The organism is Streptomyces sp. SAS_281 (assembly GCF_052542855.1).
Genome location: NZ_JBMNDO010000146.1, coordinates 1 through 19,140, shown reverse-complemented (window position 1 = coordinate 19,140; position 19,140 = coordinate 1). Strand labels below are relative to the sequence as shown.

The window sequence follows — 19,140 nt, the reverse complement described above, 5'->3', positions numbered from 1 at the left end:
CCCCCCCCCCCCCCCCCCCCCCCCCCCCCCCGCTCCACCAGCACACGAGGAGGGGTACCCATGAGCCGTACCGTCATCCGCGGCGGCCTGGTCGTCACCGCGTCGGACGAGATGCACGCGGACGTCCTCGTCGACGGCGGCCGGATCGCCGCGCTCGCCGCCCACGACAGCGACGAGGCGGCCGGCTGGACCGCCGCCCGGACCATCGACGCGACCGGCAAGTACGTCATCCCGGGCGGCGTCGACGCGCACACCCACATGGAGATGCCGTTCGGCGGCACCTACGCGGCCGACACCTTCGAGACCGGCACCCGCGCCGCTGCCTGGGGCGGCACCACCACCATCGTGGACTTCGCCATCCAGTCCGTCGGCCGCTCCCTGCGCGAGGGCCTGGACGCCTGGTACGCCAAGGCGGACGGCAACTGCGCCATCGACTACGCCTTCCACATGATCCTCGCCGACGTGAACGAGTCCTCGCTCAAGGAGATGGACCTCCTGGTCGGTGAGGGCATCACGTCCTTCAAGCTGTTCATGGCGTACCCCGGTGTCTTCTACAGCGACGACGGGCAGATCCTGCGCGCCATGCAGCGGGCCGAGTCCAACGGCGGCCTGATCATGATGCACGCGGAGAACGGCATCGCCATCGACGTCCTGGTGGAGCAGGCCCTCGCCGCCGGCCGCACCGACCCCCGCTACCACGGCGACGTACGCAAGGTGGCGCTGGAGGCCGAGGCCACGCACCGCGCGATCCAGCTCGCCCGGGTCGCGGGAGCGCCGCTGTACGTCGTGCACGTCTCCGCCGACGAGGCCGTCGCCGAGATCGCCGCCGCCCGCCACAAGGGACAGCCCGTCTTCGGCGAGACCTGCCCGCAGTACCTCTTCCTGTCCACCGACAACCTCGCGGAACCGGACTTCGAGGGCGCCAAGTACGTCTGCTCGACGCCGCTGCGGCCCCGGGAGCACCAGGAGGTCCTGTGGCGCGGGCTGCGCAACAACGAGCTCCAGGTCGTCTCGACCGACCACTGCCCCTTCTGCTTCTCCGGGCAGAAGGAGAGGGGCCGGGGCGACTTCTCGAAGATCCCCAACGGCATGCCGGGCGTCGAGAACCGCATGGACCTGCTGCACCAGGCGGTGGTCGACGGGCACATCTCGCGCCGCCGCTGGATCGAGATCGCCTGCGCGTCCCCGGCGCGGATGTTCGGCCTCTACCCGAAGAAGGGCACGATCGCGCCCGGCGCGGACGCGGACATCGTCGTGTACGACCCGGCGGCCGAGCAGACCGTGTCCGCCGAGACCCACCACATGAACGTCGACTACTCGGCGTACGAGGGGAAGCGGCTCACCGGCCGGGTCGAGACCGTGCTCTCACGCGGCGAGGTCGTCATCGACAACCGCGCGTACACCGGCCGGACCGGCCACGGCATCTACACCCCACGCGCCACCTGTCAGTACCTGAACTAGGAGCAACGGGCATGGACTTCGGACTCGTCCTCCAGACGGACCCGCCCGCATCGGCCGTGATCAGCCTGATGCGCCGCGCCGAACGCAACGGGTTCCGCTACGGCTGGACCTTCGACTCGGCGGTGCTCTGGCAGGAGCCCTTCGTCATCTACAGCGGCATCCTGGAACACACCGACCGGCTCACCGTGGGCCCCATGGTCACCAACCCGGGCACCCGCACCTGGGAGGTCACCGCCTCCACCTTCGCCACCCTCAACGACATGTACGGCAACCGGACCGTGTGCGGGATCGGCCGGGGCGACTCCGCGATGCGCGTCGCCGGGCGCGCGCCCAACACCCTGGCCCGGCTGGGCGAGGCCATCGACGTCATCCGCGACCTGGCGGAGGGCCGCGAGGCCGAGGTGGACGGCAACCCCGTCCGCATCCCCTGGATCAAGGACGGCAAGCTCCCCGTCTGGATGGCCGCCTACGGCCCCAAGGCCCTCGCGCTCGCCGGGCAGAAGGCCGACGGTTTCATCCTCCAGCTCGCGGACCCCTACCTCACCGAGTGGATGATCAAGGCGGTACGGGAGGCGGCGGCCGGGGCCGGACGCGACCCGGACGCGGTCACCATCTGCGTCGCCGCCCCCGCCTACGTCACCGAAGACGACTCGCCCGAGGCCCTGGCCCACGCCCGGGACCAGTGCCGCTGGTTCGGCGGGATGGTCGGCAACCACGTCGCCGACCTCGTCGCCCGGTACGGCGAGCACTCGGGCCTGGTCCCTGACGAGCTGACCGCGTACATCAAGGGCCGGCAGGGCTACGACTACAGCCACCACGGGCGCGCCGGGAACCCCGACACCGCGTTCGTCCCCGACGCCATCGTGGACCGCTTCTGCCTGCTCGGCCCGGCCGCCGCCCATGTCGAGAAGCTGAGACACCTCAAGGGGCTGGGCGTCGACCAGTTCGCGGTGTACGACATGCACGACGCCCGCGAGGCCACCATCGACGCCTACGGCTCCGCCGTCATCCCCGCCCTCACCGACTGACCGCCCGCACCCCGGTCGCCCGCACCTCCGGTCGTACGCAACCCCCCGCGCCCCGCCCGCGCCGCACGGCACCGCCCCGAGCGAAGGGTCCAGCCGCCATGACATCGACCGCACCCCCGTCACCGTCCCCCTCACCGGAGCCCATACCGGCCGACCACTCCGACCGCGTCGAGCTCGCCCCCGGCGCCGTCCCCGACGACAACCGCTTCGTCAACGCGGACCTGCTGCCCGTCCCGCTGGCGCGGCGGGTCTGGACCACGTACAACTTCACCGCCCTGTGGGTCGGCATGGCCCACAACATCCCGTCCTGGCTGCTCGCCTCCGGTCTCGTCGCCCTCGGCATGGACTGGAAGCAGGCCGTCTTCACCATCGCGCTCGCCAACCTGATCGTGCTCGGGCCCATGCTGCTCACCGGCCACGCCGGGCCGAAGTACGGCATCCCCTTCCCGGTGCTGGCGCGGGCCTCGTTCGGGCTGCGCGGCGCCAACCTGCCGGCGCTGATCCGGGCGGCGGTCGCCTGCGCCTGGTTCGGCATCCAGACCTGGATCGGCGGCGTCGGCATCTTCACGCTGCTGGGCAAGGTGTTCGGCGGCTGGGCCGAGGCGTCCGAGATCGGCGGTCAGCCCTGGACGCTCTGGCTGTGCTTCGTCCTCTTCTGGGCGCTCGAACTCGCCATCATCCACCGGGGGATGGACGCGCTGCGCCGGTTCGAGAACTGGGCCGCGCCCTTCGTGATCGTCGGTGCGCTGGTGCTCCTCGTGTGGATCGCGGTGAAGGCCGGAGGCTTTGGACCGCTGCTCGACCAGCCGTCGGAGCTCGGCTGGGGCAAGGACTTCTGGCCCGTCTTCTTCCCGTCCCTGATGGGCATGATCGCGTTCTGGGCCACGCTCTCCCTGAACATCCCCGACTTCACCCGCTTCGGGGCGGGGCAACGGGCCCAGATCCGGGGCCAGTCGCTCGGACTGCCGACGACGATGACGCTGTTCGCGCTCCTCTCGGTGCTCGTCACCTCCGGCTCCCAGGCCGTGTACGGCAAGGCCGTCTGGGACCCGGTCGAGCTCGTCGCCCACACCGACAACGTCTTCGGGCTCCTCTACGCCCTGGTGACCGTCCTGGTCGCGACGATCTCCGTCAACATCGCGGCCAACGTCGTCTCACCCGCGTACGACCTGGCGCATCTCGCGCCGAAGTTCATCAGTTTCCGTACGGGTGCGCTGATCACCGGGGTCGTCGGCGTCGTCATCATGCCGTGGAAGCTCACCGAGACGCCCGAGCTGTACATCTTCACCTGGCTCGGCCTGGTCGGCGGGCTGCTCGGTACGGTCGCGGGCATCCTGATCGCCGACTACTGGATCGTCCGCCGCACGGTGCTCGATCTCGCGGACCTCTACCGGCCCGGCGGCCGGTACTGGTACACCGGCGGCTGGAACTGGCGGGCCGTCGCCGCGTTCGTGATCGGCGGTGTCCTCGCGATCGGCGGCTCCCACTCGAAGCCCGGGGAGGGGCCGTTCCCCTCGGACGGCGTCATCCCGTTCCTGCAGCCGCTCGCGGACTACGGCTGGGCGGTGGGCCTCGCGGCCTCACTCCTCGTGTACGTGGCGCTGATGGCGGGGGTCACGTCGGGGCGGAGGTCCGGCTCAGCAGGGCGCTGACGTCGTACGAGTCGGCGGGCGACGGCGTGTTCCTGGGCACCGGTTCGTCGAAGTCCGAGAAGTCCACCACCGCGTTTGTGCCGTTCCCGCCGCGCAGCGAGAGCCGCAGCGGATAGGGCTTGCCCGTCGCAGCCACGTCCACGGTCAGCGTCATGTCGCCGCGCATCCGGGTCAGCGGGACCACGGACGTGTCGCCGAGGGTGGTCTTCGCGCCCTTGTTGAGCGTGCCGGTGTCGTCGTTCGCGTTGTCGCTGACGAGCTTCTGGAAGGTGTTGAGGTCGCACGTCTTCGTCAGGGCGCGCAGCCGGGGGCTGTCGGCGGGGGCCTTCAGATAGCGGTCCCCGACGATCGCCGCGAAGGCCGAACCGCCGTTCGGCACCTGGTTCTTCCAGAAGTCCGCGTCCGGTTTCAGCCACACGTCGTCACCGCGCTTGACGATCAGCACCGAGCCCTGGCTCCGGCCCAGATCCACCGAGCCGTTGCAGTTGCCGTGCCGGTCCACGGCCAGGTCCAGGGACATGGACGGGGTGCCCTTGCCCAGGTCGCCCCGGGTGGACACGTGCAGGGACTCCGCGCCGAGCAGCGCGTCCCTGGAGCGGTCGGCGATCTGCTGGGCGGTGAGATGGTCGATGTCCTCCGCGTGGGCCACGCCGCCGAGGACGCCGGTACCGGCGGCGCCGATCAGGAACGCGGCGGCCCACGCGGCCGGGCGGGTGCCGAGAGGTGAACCGGTCACGTCGCCTCCTCGGTGCGAAGGGTCGTGGGGGACTACCGGATGACTGCGGTCCGGTCCCGTCGAGCGTACGCCGGGGGAGTGAACGCCGCCCGTTCGGCGTAGGCGCCCCCCTGCGCGCCGCCCCGGGCGGCGTCTACGCAGCGTGACGTTTTCCCATGCCGCCGGTTAGGCAGACCGCGGGCGGCCCGCTCCTGCGCCCGCCCGCGCCAGAGTCGAACGCGACCGCGCGCGTGCCGCCCCGGCGGCCACGGGCGGTCACCACCGAAAGGGCACCATGAAGAAGACCCTGGGGAACCTGTCCCGCACCGTGCTGCGCCGGGCCGCCGTCACCGGCCTGTCCACGGCCCTCGCCGTGGCCGGCGGCCTCGCCGTCGCGGCCCCGGCCGCAGCCACGCCGCCCGGCCTCTCCTGCGACACCGGCAAGCACGCCGTGGACGACTACACCGGCTACGCGCTGTGCCGGAACAACGGTTCCACCACCCAGACCTTCTGGGTCCACCTGGTCTGCGGCTGGTCACCCGACGTGGACGGCGAGCACGTCACCCTCGCCCCGGGCCAGTCCGGCCAGTCCACCGCGCACTGCGCCGGCCTCGGCACCGGCATCGGCGAGATCAGCGTGCGCCCGTAAGGACCTTCGCACCGAACGGTTGAGGGCGGCGCGCCCACTCGTTACCCTCCAGTAAGTCCGCTCGCGCGGACAGGTGCACGTGCGCACTTGACGGTACGAGGAGGCGAGCCGCCCATGTCCTCAGCCCCAGTCACCCGAACGGCCGAAGAACCCGTACCCGACCGGGACGCTCCGGACCCCGCCCCGCGCGGGCTCGCCGACAGTGTGCGGGCCCTCGCGGACGGCCGGACCACCTCCACCGCACTCGTCACCGCCGCGCTGGCCCGGATCGAGGCGAGCCAGGGCACCCTCAACGCCTTCCGCCACCTGCGCGCCGAGGCGGCGCTCACCGAGGCCGCCGAAGCCGACCGCAGGCTCGCGGCGGGGGAGCGGCTGCCGCTGCTCGGGGTGCCCGTCGCGGTGAAGGACGACACGGACGTCGCCGGGATGCCCACGTACTTCGGCTGCGCCGGGGAGCGGGCCGCGGCGGCCACCGACAGCGAAGCCGTACGCAGGCTGCGCGCGGCCGGGGCCGTGATCGTCGGCAAGACCAACTCCTGCGAGCTGGGCCAGTGGCCGTTCACCGAGGGCGCCGCGTTCGGCGCCACCCGCAACCCCTGGCACACCGACCACACCCCGGGCGGCTCGTCCGGGGGTTCGGCCGCCGCCGTCGCCGCCGGACTCGTGCCCGCCGCCCTCGGCTCGGACGGCGCCGGGTCCGTCCGCATCCCCGCGGCCTGGACCCACCTGGTCGGCATCAAGCCGCAGCGCGGCCGGATCTCGGTGCACCCGCACAGCGACGCGTTCCAGGGCCTCACCGTCAACGGACCGCTGGCCAGGACCGTCGAGGACGCCGCCCTCCTCCTCGACGCCGTCGCCGGGCCGCACCCCGAGGACCCGCACCGCCCGCCGCCCGTCGACGCCTCGGCCGCCGCCCGCCGCGATCTGGGCCGGCTGCGCATCGCGCTCGCCTGGCGGCCCCCGCTCACCCTCACCGGTACGGCACCCCACCCGGAGGTGCGGCGCGCGGTCACCGCGATCGCGGAGGCGCTGGCCAGGCTCGGCCACCACGTCGAGGAGGCCCGGCCGCGCTACGGGCTCATCGGCCTCGGTTTCGTCCCCCGCGCAACGGCGGGCATCGCCGAACTCGCCGCCCTGCACCCCGAACCGGCGCTCCTGGACGTACGCACCCGCAGTGCGCTGCGCACCGGCACCCGGCTGGGCGGCAGGGTGGTGCGGGCGGCCCGGGCGCGCGAGGTGCACCAGCACCGGCGGATCGGGGCGCTGTTCCACCACGGACGCGGAGGCGCCGGTTTCGACGTGCTGCTGACCCCGACGACCGCGATGCCGCCGCCCCGGATCGGCCGGTTCGACGGGCTGAGCGCCTGGCGCACCGACGTCGCGATGACCGAGGCGTGCCCGTACGCCTGGCCGTGGAACGTGCTGGGCTGGCCCGGTGTCAACGTCCCGGCGGGCTTCACACGGGACGGCCTCCCCGTCGGCGCCCAGCTCCTCGGCCCGTCCCGCGGCGAGGAACGGCTCGTCTCGCTGGCGGCCCAGCTGGAGGCGGAGCTGCGCTGGGCGGACCACCGGCCGCCGCTCCTCGGTTAGGGGACCCGGGCGGTCCACTCGTCGTTCGAGAACTTCGTCCGGACCAGTTCCTCCGCCCGGGCCAGCTCCTCGGGGGTCACCTCGCCCCGGGTCAGCCCGTGCCGGTTGCGGAAGGACTCGATCATGCGCTCGATGACGGCCTGGCGCGGCAGGCCGGTCTGCCGGCGGAGCGGGTCCACGCGCTTCTTGGCGCTCTTCGTGCCCTTGTCCGACATCTTCTCCTTGCCGATGCGCAGCACGTCCAGCATCTTGTCGGCGTCGATGTCGTACGACATCGTCACGTGGTGCAGCACCGCCCCCGGGCCGCCGTCCGGGCCGACCACGCGCTTCTGCGCGGCCCCGGCGATCTTGCCGACCTCGGTGGCGATGTCGTTGAGCGGCTGGTACCACGCCTTGATGCCCATGTCCCCGAGCGCTTCGAGCACCCAGTCGTCCAGATACGCGTAACTGTCCGCGAAGGAGAGCCCGGAGACCAGCGACTGGGGGACGGCCAGCGAGTACGTGATGGTGCTGCTCGGCTCCGCGAACATCGCGCCGCCCCCGGAGATCCGCCGGACGACGGTGACGCCGTGGCGTTCGACGCCCTCGGCGTCCACCTCGTTGCGCAGCGACTGGAAGCTGCCGATGATCACCGCGGGGGAGTCCCACTCCCACACCCGCAGTGTCGGTGGGCGCCTGCCCGCCGCGACCTCCGCCGTGATGACCTCGTCCAGGGCCATGTGCAGGGCCGGGGACTGCGGGGCGTCATGGATGAGCTGCCAGTCGTAGTCGCTCCACTCCGTGGCCTGCGCCAGCGCCCGGCGCACGGCGACGGCGACACCCTCCGATGTGAGGCCGAGCATCACCGTCGGCTCCGGCAGCGCCGCGTCGATCCGGGCGGCGAGGGCCACGGTGTCGGTGGTCGCCGGGGCGCCCTCCAGGGCCGCGTCGATCGCGAGGATCGCCTCGTCCGGCTCCAGGAAGAAGTCGCCGGCCACCCGGACGTCGCGCAGGGCGCCGCCCTCGACCTCCAGGTCCACGACGACCAGCTTGCCGCCGGGGATCTTGTACTCACCGTGCACAGCCCTGCCTCCACTTCCGCCCGGATCGTCCGCCTCGTGCGGGTTCCGGCCAGTCACAACGCCACCGTCGCACGGAATAGTCCGGCGGGCCGGGGTGCGCGCGGCAGGCTCGCCGTCACTTCGACTCCTGTGGTCCGTACCAAACCCTTGACACCGCCTTTCTTCACTTCTTAAATCACGTAGCGAACCAAGTGCCCCATACCCGCTCCACCGCGTCTGCTCGACCTGTCATGCGCATGACTTACATGTGCACGGCAGGGTTCCCCTTCCCTCCCCCCTGCAACGGAAGGGAGAGTCATGGACTCCCCACGCCTTTCGCGGCGCCTGCTGCGCTCCGTACTCCCGGCACTCGCCCTCGCCCTGGCCACCGCCGGTCTGGCCGGCGCCGGCGGCCCCGCGGCGGCGGACGCCGCGCCGATGTCGCAGGCCGCGGCGACCGCCACGACGACGTTCTCCGACGAGTTCGACGGCGCGGCCGGTTCGGCCGTGGACGGCAGCAAGTGGCAGATCGAGACCGGCGACAACGTCAACAACCACGAGCGGCAGTACTACACCTCGGGCAACAAGAACGCGGCGCTGGACGGCCAGGGCCATCTCGTCATCACCGCGCGCAAGGAGAATCCGGCCAACTACCAGTGCTGGTACGGCACCTGTCAGTACACCTCGGCGCGGCTGAACACCTCCGGCAAGTTCACCCAGGCGTACGGGCATGTCGAGGCGCGCATGAAGATCCCGCGCGGGCAGGGCATGTGGCCCGCCTTCTGGATGCTCGGCAGCGACATCGGGCAGGTCGGCTGGCCCAACTCGGGTGAGATCGACATCATGGAGAACGTCGGCTTCGAGCCCTCCACCGTGCACGGCACCCTGCACGGGCCCGGCTACTCCGGCTCCGGCGGCATCGGCGCGGGCTACACCCTGCCGAACGGCCAGGCGTTCGCGGACGCCTTCCACACCTTCGCCGTCGACTGGGCCCCCGACTCCGTCACCTGGTCGGTCGACGGCAACGTCTACCAGCACCGCACCCCCGCCGACACCAACGGCAACGCCTGGGCCTTCAACAAGCCCTTCTTCCTCATCCTCAACCTGGCGGTCGGCGGCTACTGGCCCGGCGACCCCGACGGCAGCACCGCCTTCCCCAACCAGCTCGTCGTCGACCACGTCCGCGTCACCACCAGCGACAGCCAGACCGGCACGGGCGGCCGGATCACCGGACTCGCGGGCAAGTGCGTGGACGTCGCCGCCGCCAACACCGCCAACGGCACCCCGGTCCAGCTCTACGACTGCAACGGCACCAACGCGCAGAAGTGGACCGTGGGCGCCGACGGCACGATCCGGGCCCTCGGCAAGTGCCTCGACGTGGCCTCCGGCGGCACGGCGGACGGCACCAAGGTCCAGCTCTGGGACTGCAACGGATCGGCCGCGCAGAAGTGGGCGGTCAGCGGGGCCCGCGACATCGTGAACCCCCAGGCGAACAAGTGCCTGGACGTCACGGGCAACAACGCGGCCAACGGCACGCCGCTGCAGATCTGGACCTGCGCGGGAACGGCCAACCAGAAGTGGACGGTCAACGGCTGACCAACCCGGCCCTCCGGCGCCCCGGGCGCCCATGATTGGCTGGAGGCATGATCGATGCCTTCCTCGCCGGTGACCTGACCGACATCGAGGCGGCGGTCCGCGCAGCGGCCGCCCCCGAGATCATGCCCCGCTATCGGCAGCTGGCCGCCCACGAGGTGGTCGAGAAGAACGGCCCGCACGACCTCGTCACCGTCGCGGACCGGCGCGCCGAGGAGCACCTCACCGCCTCCCTCGGCCGGCTCCTGCCCGGCTCGGTCGTCGTCGGCGAGGAGGCCGTCCACGCCGACCCGAAGGTGTACGAGGCGCTGGGCGGCGACGCGCCCGTATGGATCGTGGACCCGGTCGACGGCACCCGCCAGTTCGTCCACGGCGAACCCGGCTTCTGCACCCTGGTCGCCCTCGCCCACCGGGGCGAGCTGCTGGCCTCCTGGACGTACGCCCCCGTCCTGGACGAGATGGCCGTCGCCGTACGCGGTCGGGGCGCGCGGGTCGACGGCACCGCGATCCGGGCCGGCTCGCCCGCGCCGGACGCCGTACTGGACGTGGCGATGTCGCACCCCGACTACACCACCGACGCGCAGAAGGCCGCCCTGCTCGGCCTGCGCGCCGAGGGCTTCGCCGCCCGCCCCTGCGGCTCGGCGGGCCTCGAATACCTCGCCGTGGCCCGGGGCGAGCTGGACGCCATAGCCTTCAGCTGGGAGTACGCCTGGGACCACGCGGCGGGGCTCCTCCTGGTCGCCGAGGCGGGCGGCGCGCAGGCCACGCTGTCCGGTGAGCCGTTCCGTATCGCCGGCGGCAACACCCTGCCCTTCACCGCCGCCCGGGACCGCGCGACCGCCGACCGGGTCCTGGGAGCGCTGCGCGCGGGCCGCTCAGAGGCCCAGTAGCTCCCGGGTGAGGGCGGTGAGGCGCTTGCGGGCCTCGGGGTCGTACGCCTGGTCGTGCGCCCGCGCGTCCGTGAACCGGTCGAAGTAGCGGCCGGTGACGCCGGTGAGCGCCGGGTCGGTGATCAGCCGCACCGTGGGGCGCACCCCCTCCTCGACGGGGACCGCCGGCGTCAGCCCGTACGCGCGCACGCCCTCGGTGTCCATCAGGTGGGCCGGGTGCAGCGCGTTGACGGTGACGCCGGTGCGGGCCGTCTCCTCCTCGGCCAGGTCGAACGCCGACATGATCATCGCGAGCTTGCTCCGGCAGTACGCCTCGAGCCCCTCGTAACCGCGCTCCATCATGACGTCGTCCAGATCGACCGGCGCCTGCCCCATCGAGGCCACCTGGACCACCCGCGCGGGCGCCGACGCCGACAGCAGCGGCAGCAGCTCCCTGGTCAGCAGGTACGGCGTCAGGTGGTTGACGGTGAACCGCAGTTCGTGTCCCTGCGCGCCGAACTCCCGGCGCAGCGGCTCGCTTCCGCCGCCCGCCACCGCGTTGTTGACGAGCACGTCCAGCCGGGGTTCGGCCGCGCGGACGCCGGCCGCCATGGCCCGGACCTGGTCGAGGTCGGAGAGGTCCGCGAGATAGGTGCGGACCTCGGCCCGGCCGGCCGAGAGCTCCCGCGCCTCGGCGGCCGCCCGGTCGAGCCGGCCGCGGTCGCGGCCGTGCAGCAGCAGCGTCGCGCCGCGTCCGGCGAGGTCGCGGGCCAGGTGGAGGCCGAGTCCCTGGGTCGCTCCGGTGATGAGAACGGTGCCGGGGAACGAGTGGGGTGCCGTGTAGGTATCCATGGCCTGAGTTATATCAAGCTCTTGATGCCAATTCCATGCTTGTCTCATGTTCTGAGCTTGCTCGGTATCCGGCGCTGTACGCTCGCGGGCATGGGAATGACCGCCGGCGAACGCCTCGGCCTGGACATCAAGCGCGCCGAGCAGGCCCTCATGGCAGCCAAGAGCGCCGCACTCAAGGACGCCGGCCTCACGGTCGCGCAGTACGCGGCGCTCCTCGCGCTCTCCGACAACCCCGGGATCTCGGGTGCGGCGCTCGCCCGGACGTGCCTGGTGACCCCCCAGGCGATGGCGGGGGTGCTCAAGCACCTGGAGGAGCGCGGCCTGATCGCCAGGTCCGCGCACCCCTACCACCAGAAGATGCTGGAGACCCGGCTGACCGAGGCCGGCACGGAGACGCTGCGCCGGGCCGACGAACGGGCCGTCCGCATCGAACGCCGCATCGCGGACGCGCTCGCCCCCGAGGAACGCGACACCCTGCGCGACCTGCTGGCCCGCTGCGTCACCGCGATCCGCGCGGACTGACCGGCCTTCCTCAGCCCGACGCCGTCCCCAGCACCGCGCGCACCTCGCGCACCAGCTCCGCGGCCGTCTCCACCGCCGCCGCGTCCAGGCCCCGCAGCGCCGCGAGGGCGCCCTTCTCGTTGAGGCACCACGTGCGGTGGTGGGCGTGGAGCGACTGCGCGAGGATGCCGAAGGCCCGGGAGAGGCAGAGGGAGACATGCAGCCGGTCGCCCGACGGGGCCGACTTGCGGGCCGCCGCCACCGAGAACTCCGCCTCCCAGGCCGCGGCGGCCAGCGCCTCGCGCAGCGGCTCCGGGTAGACCGAGGTCTCCTGCTTCAGGGCCGTCAACTCCCCGCCCGGGTCGGACAGTACGCGCCCGAGGGCGACCTCGCCCGGGTACGCGGGCGACCAGAAGCCCAGCGGATGGCCCGGCTGGATCCCCACCTCGTAGCGGCCTTCGCGGCAGCCGGCCCAGACCGCCTCGACCCGGTCCAGGTCGCGCAGGATCCAGTCGACCTGGACGCCGTCCACCCGCAGCCAGCCCCCGGCGTCCACCCACGGCCCCCAGCCGCCGGGACCGGTCACCTCGGCCGGTGAGCCCTGGAAGGCGGTGGCCAGTGCGGACAGGGCCGCGGTGCCCGGCGTACCGCGGTAGTACAGGCCCAGGTCCCAGTCGGAGTCCGGGCGGTGGGCGCCCCGGGCGCGGCTGCCGCCGAGCAGGACGGCCCGGATGCCGGGCACGTGGGTGAGCCGGGCGGCCATCTCGGCGACCCGGGCGGTCATTCCGGAATCGGCGGGTCCTGCGAAGTTGTCCGATGTCATCGGGCGAGGACACTACCCGCCCCCCGGCTGTCGGTGCCTGCGAATATCCTGGGTGCTCCGACCGTCGGCTGACAAAGGAGTCCGAAGGTGCCGTCGATGCTCGATGCGGTCGTGGTGGGCGCGGGTCCCAACGGACTGACCGCCGCAGTCGAACTGGCCCGCCGGGGCTTGGCCGTCCAGGTCTTCGAGGCCGGACCCGCGGTCGGCGGCGGCGCGCGCACGGAGGAGCTGACGCTCCCCGGTTTCCGGCACGACCCCTGCTCGGCGGTGCACCCCCTGGCCATAGGCTCCCCGGCCTTCGACGCGATGCCCCTCGACCGGCACGGCCTGGAATGGATCCAGCCCGACCTCGCCCTCGCCCACCCCTTCCCCGACGGCACCGCCGCCGTGCTCGCCGGCTCGGTGGGGGAGACCGCGATGTCGCTCGGCCCCGGGGACGCGGGCGCCTACCGCCGGCTCCTCGCCCCCTACCTCGGCCACTGGGACACCCTCGCCCAGGACTTCCTGCGCACCCCCTGGGACGGGCTGCCCCGCGACCCGTACCGCTGGGCGCGCTTCGGGCTCGACGCGATCCAGCCCGCCACCCTGCTCTCCCGCCGCTTCCGGGGCGAGAAGGCGCGCGGCCTGATCGCCGGCCTCGCCGCGCACGCCATCGCGCCCACGAACGGCCTCGCCACCGGCGGCATCGCCCTGCTCTTCGCGCTGGCCGCCCACGAGCGCGGCTGGCCCGTTCCGCGCGGCGGCTCCCAGGCCATCTCCGACGCCCTCGCCTCGTACCTCCGGGAGCTGGGCGGCACGATCACCACCGGTACGGAGGTCAAGCGCCTGGACGAACTGCCGCCCGCCCGCGCCTACGTCTTCGACACCTCGCCGGCCGCGCTCGCCCGGATCGCCGGACTCGGCCGCGCCTACCAGGGGTACCGCTACGGCGCCTCCTGCTTCAAGATCGACTACGCGCTGTCGGGCCCGGTGCCGTGGACCGCCGAGGAGCCCCGCCGAGCAGGCACCGTGCACATCGGCCCCACCGCCGGCGAGATCGACGACGCCCTGCACCGGGCGGTCGACGGCCGCGATCCCCGCGTCCCCTTCCTGATCACCGCGCAGTCCAGTCTGGTCGACCCCTCCCGCGCCCCGGAGGGGAAGCACGTCTTCTGGGTGTACGGGCACGTCCCGGCGGGCTGGCAGGGCGACGCGACCGAGGTCATCGAACGCCAGCTTGAGCGGTTCGCCCCCGGCTTCCGCGACCTGGTCCTCGCCCGCGCGATCGCCGGTCCGCCCGGCATCGCGAAGCGCAACGCGAACTACGTGGACGGGGACATCGCCTGCGGTGCCTTCGCCGGCCTCCAGACCGTCATCCGCCCCAAGCTCGCCCGCGTGCCGTACGCCACCGCGCACCCGGCGGTCTTCCTCTGCTCCTCGGCGACCCCGCCCGGCCCCGGGGTGCACGGCATGTCCGGACACCACGCGGCGAAGGCGGTCTGGCGGCGGCTGCGCGCGTCGGGGGAGCCCGGCCGCCGCCGCTGACGCGGATCAGCCGCGCCCGCCCGCCCGTACCGTGCAGGTGTCCGTGTCCGCCGGGCACCAGTGCGTACGCCCGCCGACCAGGTGGAGTTCGAGGTCGGCGTCGCGCATGCCGTGGTCGTCCAGCGCCTTGCGCAGCGCGGTCGGCGCGGGCTGCGGCGGCAGGCCGAGTACGCCGATGACGACGACGCCGTTGCGCGCCTCCACGGACGCGATCTGCCACTTCCCGGTCGCCGCCCACCGCTCCGCGACCGGCCGCGCGTCGGCGGCGAGCAGGCGGTCGTGGGCGACCCGGATCGTGCCGGTGGTGAGCGGGACGGCGACCAGCACGACGACACAGGCCACCGCCACGAGCGTCCAGCCCCGGAACTGCCCGACCCGCATGTCCGCCCGCTCGGCGCCCGCCCGCACCCCGTAACAGAGGAAGACCACGGTCCCGGTGGCGACGATCGCCGCCACGTTGGTCGCGAACAGGAGCGCGGACTCCCCGGCGTCGTGGTACCGGTGCACCGTCAGAAGCAGTCCGGTCACGGCCAGCGGCGGCACCAGGGAGATGGCGATGGCCACGCCCGGCAGCGTGTCCGAGATGTCGGCACGCACCAGGGCGAACGCGCCGACCGTGCCGGTGGCCAGCGCGGCGAGCAGGTCGATGAGACGCGGGCTGATCCGCGAGGAGACCTGGCTGTTGGAGGCGAACGCGTCGGGCGGGGCCGCGATCCAGCCCAGGAACATCCCGATCGCCACCACCGCCAGCGCGCCCCCGGTCACCAGCAGCAGACAGCGCACCACCTGGCGGCGGCGGGCCAGCACCAGCGCCAGCGCGCAGCCCAGGATCGGCGTCATCAGCGGGGCGACGATCATCGCCCCGATCACCGTGGCCGTGGAGTCCCCGACGACTCCCGCGCTCGCGATGACGGCGGCCAGCACGAGCAGCCCCCAGAACCTGGTCGAGCTCGGACTGCGCAGCCCGCGTTCGATGAACAGCGCGTCGGTCATCCTCCGGACGGCTTCGGCGTTTACGGCCATCGGTTCGCTCCTCTCTCAGGCGTGCCCGACGCCCGGCTCCCGGTCCCCGGCCGCCAGGAACTCCACCACCGCCAGCAGGAACAGCAGACAGAGCGCGATCCCGACGACGACCCACCCCGTCGGGTGCGCCCACAGCAGGTAGACCACCAGCGCTCCCGCCACCAGCAGCCAGGTGAACCAGGCGCGGAAGCGGCGTACGAACGGGCCCACCGTGCCGGTCCGCAGCCCCGCCCCGTCGGCCGTGGCCCGGACCGCACCGATCCCGGACGTCCACAGCCCCCTGACGGTCGCCGCACGCCGGCCCGGACCGGTGAGCCAGGCCGCAAGCGCCACGACGACCCCCAGGGCCACCACCATCCGTGCCGTCGTCCCCAGGAACCGGGTCATCGCGTCGTAGACCGCGCCCGCCGCCCCCGGTGAGACCCCGGCCGGCAGTGCGTCCAGATAGAGCGCCCGGAAGATCCGCAGCCCGATGCCGAGCAGACCCACGGCCACGGCGGCGCCGAGGGCCCCCGCCACCAGCGACCGGCGCCGCCGCACCGAGAGCAGCACGCCCCCTGCGATCAGCAGGACGGCGATCACGGCGAGCCAGTCGCCCAGGAACTGCAGGACCCGTACGTACGTCCTGACCTTGCCGACGTCGTCCGACCTGACGAGCGTGATGTCGGTGTGCACCTCCGGGATGTGCCCGGCCACCGCCATGCCCCGGTCCACCAGCTGCTGCTTCACCCGGTCGATGACGGGGGCCAGGTCCAGCGTGACGGCGTTGTCGGTCAGCTCCACCGCGCCGCCGCCCTTCCCGGTCAGCGCCTTGTCGACGGCCCGGTGCGCCCGCCGGTTGCCCTCGGTCCACACCTTCTCGAAGGCGTCCGAAGCGGCGACCGCGCGCGCCCGGTCGTGGACCAGACCGCGGACCGCGTCCTCCAGCGAACCGCCGAGCCGCCCGAGCGCCTTCTCCAGACGGGGCCGGTCGTCCGGCGACACCCCGGACAGCAGGGCGGACAGGTCGATCCGGGTCATGAGCGCCTCGGTCACCCGGTCGGCCACGGCGTCCTGGACGGCCGGGTCGGAGGCGAGCGGGGCGACCGTGTCCACGTAACGGTCGGTGTCCCCGACCTGGTCGGACGCCCACGCGGCGACGACGGAGAGCGGGGCGAGCAGGCAGCCGAGGACGATGAGGACGGCGGCGAGGAAGGATCGGCCGCGGTGGCGGGCCGGGCGGGCGCGCTCCTGTTCGAGCGCGGTCACGCGGTCCCGCAGGGCCCGGGCCTCCGGGGGTGAGGAGCCGTCACTCGCGCCGATGTCCGCCACCGCGCCTCCCACCCGTCCGATTTGTCTGACTGTCAGGCAACGTTCATCGGCGGGTTCACGCGAGCGGGGGTGGGCCGAACGGGGTCCGCCGCCGTGTGACGCGGCCTGTCCGCGAGACGTGCCGTGAAGCCCCTGTGAACTCCTCTGATCTGCGGAAACCTAGGTTGGAGCGGGCTTGTAATGCCCGAGTAACGCCCTCTTCCTAACGTGCGAGCTCCCCCGTACCGTCCCTGGAGGAGCATCCCGATGCACCTGTCCCGATCGCCCCGGCGGAGAACCGCCGCCTGGGCGGCAGCAGCGCTCACCGTCACGGGCCTGCTGATCGCCCCGCCGACCGCCGCCGCGGCCTCCGGCCCGACCGCCCCGGTCGACTCCGCTCTGCTGAAGGCCGTGGACAAGGGCGGCGAGAGCACGTTCTTCGTCGTCCTCAAGGACAAGGCCGACCTCACGACCGCCAAGCGCAAGCACGGCCACGCCGCGCGCGCGGAGTCGGCGTTCGACGAGCTCAAGGCGAAGGCGCACAAGAGCCAGCAGTCGCTGAACACCTTCCTCGACAAGAAGAAGGTCGGTCACCAGGACTTCTGGATCGCCAACGCGGTCAAGGTCACGGGGGACCAGGGCCTGGTGGAGCAGCTCGCGAAGCGCTCGGACGTCGCGCGCATCGTCAAGGAGCAGCACTACAAGCTGGACGACATCGACTCGAAGCCCACCGAGGCCGAGACGAAGGCCGCGGTCAAGGCCGCCACCAGGGCCGCGGCGGCCGAGGAGGCCACCCCCGAGTGGGGCGTCAAGGACATCAAGGCCGACCGGGTCTGGGACGACTACCAGGACCGCGGCGAGGGCATCGTCATCGCCAACGTCGACTCCGGCGTCCAGTTCGACCACCCCGACCTGGTCGACAACTACCGGGGCAACAACGGGGACGGTTCCTTCACGCACGACTACAACTGGTACGACGCCAGTGGTGAGTGCCCGACGAGCGCCCCCTGCGACAACAACGGCCACGGCACCCACACCATGGGCACCATGGCGGGCAAGGGCGGCGTCGGTGTCGCCCCGAACGCGACGTGGATCGCGGCCAAGGGCTGCGAGGCGGACTACTGCACCGACTCCTCGCTGCTCCTGGCCGGCCAGTGGATCCTCGCGCCGACCGACCACAACGGGCAGAACCCGCGCCCGGACCTCGCCCCGAACATCGTCAACAACTCGTGGGGCACGGACGACGCGACGTCGACGTTCTACCAGGACATCATCGAGGCGTGGAACTCCGCCGGCATCTTCGAGGCGTTCGCCGCCGGCAACGACGGTGACGGCTCCACCTGCTCCACGACCCACCCGCCGGGCGCGCAGGCCGCGACCTACGGTGTCGGGGCCTACGGTTCCACGGGCAAGATCGCCGACTTCTCCGGCTTCGGTCCGTCGCTGGTCGACGGCTCGATGAAGCCGAACATCTCGGCACCCGGCGTCGACGTCCGCTCCACCTGGCCGGGCGACTCCTACAACACCATCTCCGGTACGTCGATGGCGACCCCGCACGTCGCCGGCGCGGTGGCCCTGCTGTGGTCCGCCGCCCCCTCGCTGATCGGTGACATCGACGCCACCCGCGCGCTGCTCAACGACGGCGCGATCGACGTGGACGACACGCACTGCGGAGGCACCGCCGACGCCAACAACGTCTGGGGCGAGGGCAAGCTCGACATCCTCGCCTCCGTCGACAAGGCCCCGCACACCGCGGCCACCGTCACCGGCACGGTCACCGACGCGGCCACCGGCAAGGCGCTGACCGGCCTGAACATCAAGGCCACCGACGCCGCGGGCACCTCGCGCATCGTCAACACCGTCGCGGGCGGTGCCTACCGTCTGACGCTGGCCGAGGGCACGTACTCCTTCACCTTGAGCGGCTACGGCTACGCGCCGAAGACGGTCACCGGCATCCAGGTCACCAAGGGCCAGGCACTCACCCAGGACTTCGCGCTCGACGCGGTCGCCTCGCACAAGGTCTCCGGCACCGTCCACGACGTCCAGGGCCGGCCGCTCTCCAAGGCCACCGTCGTCGTCGACGGCTCCCCGGTCGCCGCCGTGAAGACCGACACCAGCGGTGCCTTCACCCTGCCAGAGGTCGCCGAGGGCAGCTACACCCTGAGCGTCACTCCGGCCGCCCCGGTCCTCTGCAACGGCGCATACCACAACGCCCTCACCGTCGACGGCGACGAGACCGCCAAGGTCGATCTCCCCGCGCTGTCCGACGCGTACGGCAACACCTGCACCCCGGCCGCGTACTCCTGGATCAAGGGCACCACCAAGGTGGCGCTCACCGGTGACGAGGACGCCAAGACGATCGCGCTGCCCTTCCCGGTCAAGCTCTACGGCGTCTCCTACACCAGCGCGTCCGTCACCACGAACGGCCTGGTCAACTTCCTGGCGCCGCGGGTCGGCGACTACGCCAACACCGCACTGCCCTCGGCGGCCCGCCCCAACGGCACCGTCGCCGCCCTCTGGGACGACCTGG

At 72.6% G+C, this 19,140-nt stretch carries 16 protein-coding genes; 10 read left to right on the top strand and 6 right to left on the bottom strand.

Translation table 11 applies throughout. The annotated features are described in order from the left end of the window. The first annotated feature begins 60 nt into the window (after window positions 1-60). The 3 genes from hydA (at window position 61) to ACN6LM_RS33980 (ending at window position 4,141) form a co-directional block, all read left to right on the top strand. Window positions 61-1,461 carry a dihydropyrimidinase gene (gene hydA / locus ACN6LM_RS33990; RefSeq protein WP_445069239.1) on the top strand — a complete coding sequence of 467 codons (1,401 nt, stop codon included), beginning with the start codon at window positions 61-63 and terminating at the stop codon, window positions 1,459-1,461. A gap of 11 nt (window positions 1,462-1,472) precedes the next feature. Continuing rightward, window positions 1,473-2,489, top strand: a complete 1,017-nt coding sequence (locus ACN6LM_RS33985) for a TIGR03842 family LLM class F420-dependent oxidoreductase (RefSeq protein ID WP_445069238.1) — start codon at window positions 1,473-1,475, stop codon at window positions 2,487-2,489. Window positions 2,490-2,587: 98 nt separating this feature from the next. Beyond that, window positions 2,588-4,141: an NCS1 family nucleobase:cation symporter-1 gene (locus ACN6LM_RS33980; RefSeq protein ID WP_445069237.1), complete on the top strand. Its 1,554-nt coding sequence runs from the start codon at window positions 2,588-2,590 to the stop codon at window positions 4,139-4,141. On the opposite strand, the gene ACN6LM_RS33975 is transcribed toward ACN6LM_RS33980, so the two are convergent. Then, entirely contained in the window at window positions 4,104-4,877 is a 774-nt protein-coding gene (locus ACN6LM_RS33975; RefSeq protein WP_445069236.1) for a hypothetical protein, read from the bottom strand. The two genes, ACN6LM_RS33980 and ACN6LM_RS33975, sit on opposite strands and share 38 nt — an antisense overlap. Before the next feature lie 274 nt (window positions 4,878-5,151). Here ACN6LM_RS33975 and ACN6LM_RS33970 point away from each other — a divergent pair, with 274 nt between their 5' ends. Further along, window positions 5,152-5,505 carry a hypothetical protein gene (locus ACN6LM_RS33970; protein WP_445069235.1) on the top strand — a complete coding sequence of 118 codons (354 nt, stop codon included), beginning with the start codon at window positions 5,152-5,154 and terminating at the stop codon, window positions 5,503-5,505. Window positions 5,506-5,619: 114 nt separating this feature from the next. Further along, on the top strand, window positions 5,620-7,095 hold the full coding sequence (locus tag ACN6LM_RS33965; RefSeq protein ID WP_445069234.1) for an amidase: 1,476 nt from the start codon (window positions 5,620-5,622) through the stop codon (window positions 7,093-7,095). On the opposite strand, the gene ACN6LM_RS33960 is transcribed toward ACN6LM_RS33965, so the two are convergent. Next, window positions 7,092-8,156: a lipoate--protein ligase family protein gene (locus tag ACN6LM_RS33960; RefSeq protein WP_445069240.1), complete on the bottom strand. Its 1,065-nt coding sequence runs from the start codon at window positions 8,154-8,156 to the stop codon at window positions 7,092-7,094. The two genes, ACN6LM_RS33965 and ACN6LM_RS33960, sit on opposite strands and share 4 nt — an antisense overlap. A 297-nt stretch (window positions 8,157-8,453) precedes the next feature. On the opposite strand from ACN6LM_RS33960, the gene ACN6LM_RS33955 reads away from it, so the two are divergent. Beyond that, the gene (locus ACN6LM_RS33955) at window positions 8,454-9,731 is read left to right on the top strand and encodes a lectin (RefSeq protein WP_445069233.1); all 1,278 of its coding nucleotides are present in this window, start codon (window positions 8,454-8,456) and stop codon (window positions 9,729-9,731) included. Between the two features lie 47 nt (window positions 9,732-9,778). Next, window positions 9,779-10,618 carry an inositol monophosphatase family protein gene (locus ACN6LM_RS33950; protein WP_445069232.1) on the top strand — a complete coding sequence of 280 codons (840 nt, stop codon included), beginning with the start codon at window positions 9,779-9,781 and terminating at the stop codon, window positions 10,616-10,618. On the opposite strand, the gene ACN6LM_RS33945 is transcribed toward ACN6LM_RS33950, so the two are convergent. Then, complete coding sequence (locus ACN6LM_RS33945) at window positions 10,604-11,449, bottom strand: SDR family NAD(P)-dependent oxidoreductase (protein ID WP_445069231.1); 846 nt, start codon at window positions 11,447-11,449, stop codon at window positions 10,604-10,606. The two genes, ACN6LM_RS33950 and ACN6LM_RS33945, sit on opposite strands and share 15 nt — an antisense overlap. Window positions 11,450-11,539: 90 nt before the next feature. On the opposite strand from ACN6LM_RS33945, the gene ACN6LM_RS33940 reads away from it, so the two are divergent. After that, the gene (locus ACN6LM_RS33940; protein ID WP_445069230.1) at window positions 11,540-11,971 is read left to right on the top strand and encodes a MarR family winged helix-turn-helix transcriptional regulator; all 432 of its coding nucleotides are present in this window, start codon (window positions 11,540-11,542) and stop codon (window positions 11,969-11,971) included. A 10-nt stretch (window positions 11,972-11,981) separates the two neighbouring features. Here the strand turns inward: ACN6LM_RS33940 and ACN6LM_RS33935 are convergent, their stop codons facing one another. Continuing rightward, on the bottom strand, window positions 11,982-12,734 hold the full coding sequence (locus ACN6LM_RS33935; RefSeq protein ID WP_445069229.1) for a nucleotidyltransferase domain-containing protein: 753 nt from the start codon (window positions 12,732-12,734) through the stop codon (window positions 11,982-11,984). Between the two features lie 126 nt (window positions 12,735-12,860). On the opposite strand from ACN6LM_RS33935, the gene ACN6LM_RS33930 reads away from it, so the two are divergent. Next, entirely contained in the window at window positions 12,861-14,297 is a 1,437-nt protein-coding gene (locus ACN6LM_RS33930) for a phytoene desaturase family protein (protein ID WP_445069228.1), read from the top strand. A gap of 6 nt (window positions 14,298-14,303) precedes the next feature. On the opposite strand, the gene ACN6LM_RS33925 is transcribed toward ACN6LM_RS33930, so the two are convergent. Together ACN6LM_RS33925 and ACN6LM_RS33920 are read right to left on the bottom strand one after the other, a co-directional pair. Beyond that, window positions 14,304-15,320, bottom strand: a complete 1,017-nt coding sequence (locus ACN6LM_RS33925) for a DUF389 domain-containing protein (protein WP_445069227.1) — start codon at window positions 15,318-15,320, stop codon at window positions 14,304-14,306. A gap of 15 nt (window positions 15,321-15,335) precedes the next feature. Next, window positions 15,336-16,631 carry a hypothetical protein gene (locus ACN6LM_RS33920; protein ID WP_445069226.1) on the bottom strand — a complete coding sequence of 432 codons (1,296 nt, stop codon included), beginning with the start codon at window positions 16,629-16,631 and terminating at the stop codon, window positions 15,336-15,338. 246 nt (window positions 16,632-16,877) lie between these two features. On the opposite strand from ACN6LM_RS33920, the gene ACN6LM_RS33915 reads away from it, so the two are divergent. Next, on the top strand, window positions 16,878-19,140 hold a 2,263-nt coding region (locus tag ACN6LM_RS33915), incomplete at its 3' end, for a S8 family serine peptidase (RefSeq protein WP_445069225.1).

Excerpts from the sequence above, each read along its gene's own strand:
- hydA (WP_445069239.1), top strand. The coding sequence starts at position 61 with ATGAGCCGTACCGTCATCCGCGGCGGCCTGGTCGTCACCGCGTCGGAC.
- ACN6LM_RS33925 (WP_445069227.1), bottom strand. The coding sequence starts at position 15,320 with ATGGCCGTAAACGCCGAAGCCGTCCGGAGGATGACCGACGCGCTGTTC.
- ACN6LM_RS33980 (WP_445069237.1), top strand. The coding sequence starts at position 2,588 with ATGACATCGACCGCACCCCCGTCACCGTCCCCCTCACCGGAGCCCATA.
- ACN6LM_RS33985 (WP_445069238.1), top strand. The coding sequence starts at position 1,473 with ATGGACTTCGGACTCGTCCTCCAGACGGACCCGCCCGCATCGGCCGTG.
- ACN6LM_RS33950 (WP_445069232.1), top strand. The coding sequence starts at position 9,779 with ATGATCGATGCCTTCCTCGCCGGTGACCTGACCGACATCGAGGCGGCG.
- ACN6LM_RS33970 (WP_445069235.1), top strand. The coding sequence starts at position 5,152 with ATGAAGAAGACCCTGGGGAACCTGTCCCGCACCGTGCTGCGCCGGGCC.
- ACN6LM_RS33955 (WP_445069233.1), top strand. The coding sequence starts at position 8,454 with ATGGACTCCCCACGCCTTTCGCGGCGCCTGCTGCGCTCCGTACTCCCG.
- ACN6LM_RS33940 (WP_445069230.1), top strand. The coding sequence starts at position 11,540 with ATGGGAATGACCGCCGGCGAACGCCTCGGCCTGGACATCAAGCGCGCC.
- ACN6LM_RS33945 (WP_445069231.1), bottom strand. The coding sequence starts at position 11,449 with ATGGATACCTACACGGCACCCCACTCGTTCCCCGGCACCGTTCTCATC.
- ACN6LM_RS33935 (WP_445069229.1), bottom strand. The coding sequence starts at position 12,734 with ATGACCGCCCGGGTCGCCGAGATGGCCGCCCGGCTCACCCACGTGCCC.
- ACN6LM_RS33965 (WP_445069234.1), top strand. The coding sequence starts at position 5,620 with ATGTCCTCAGCCCCAGTCACCCGAACGGCCGAAGAACCCGTACCCGAC.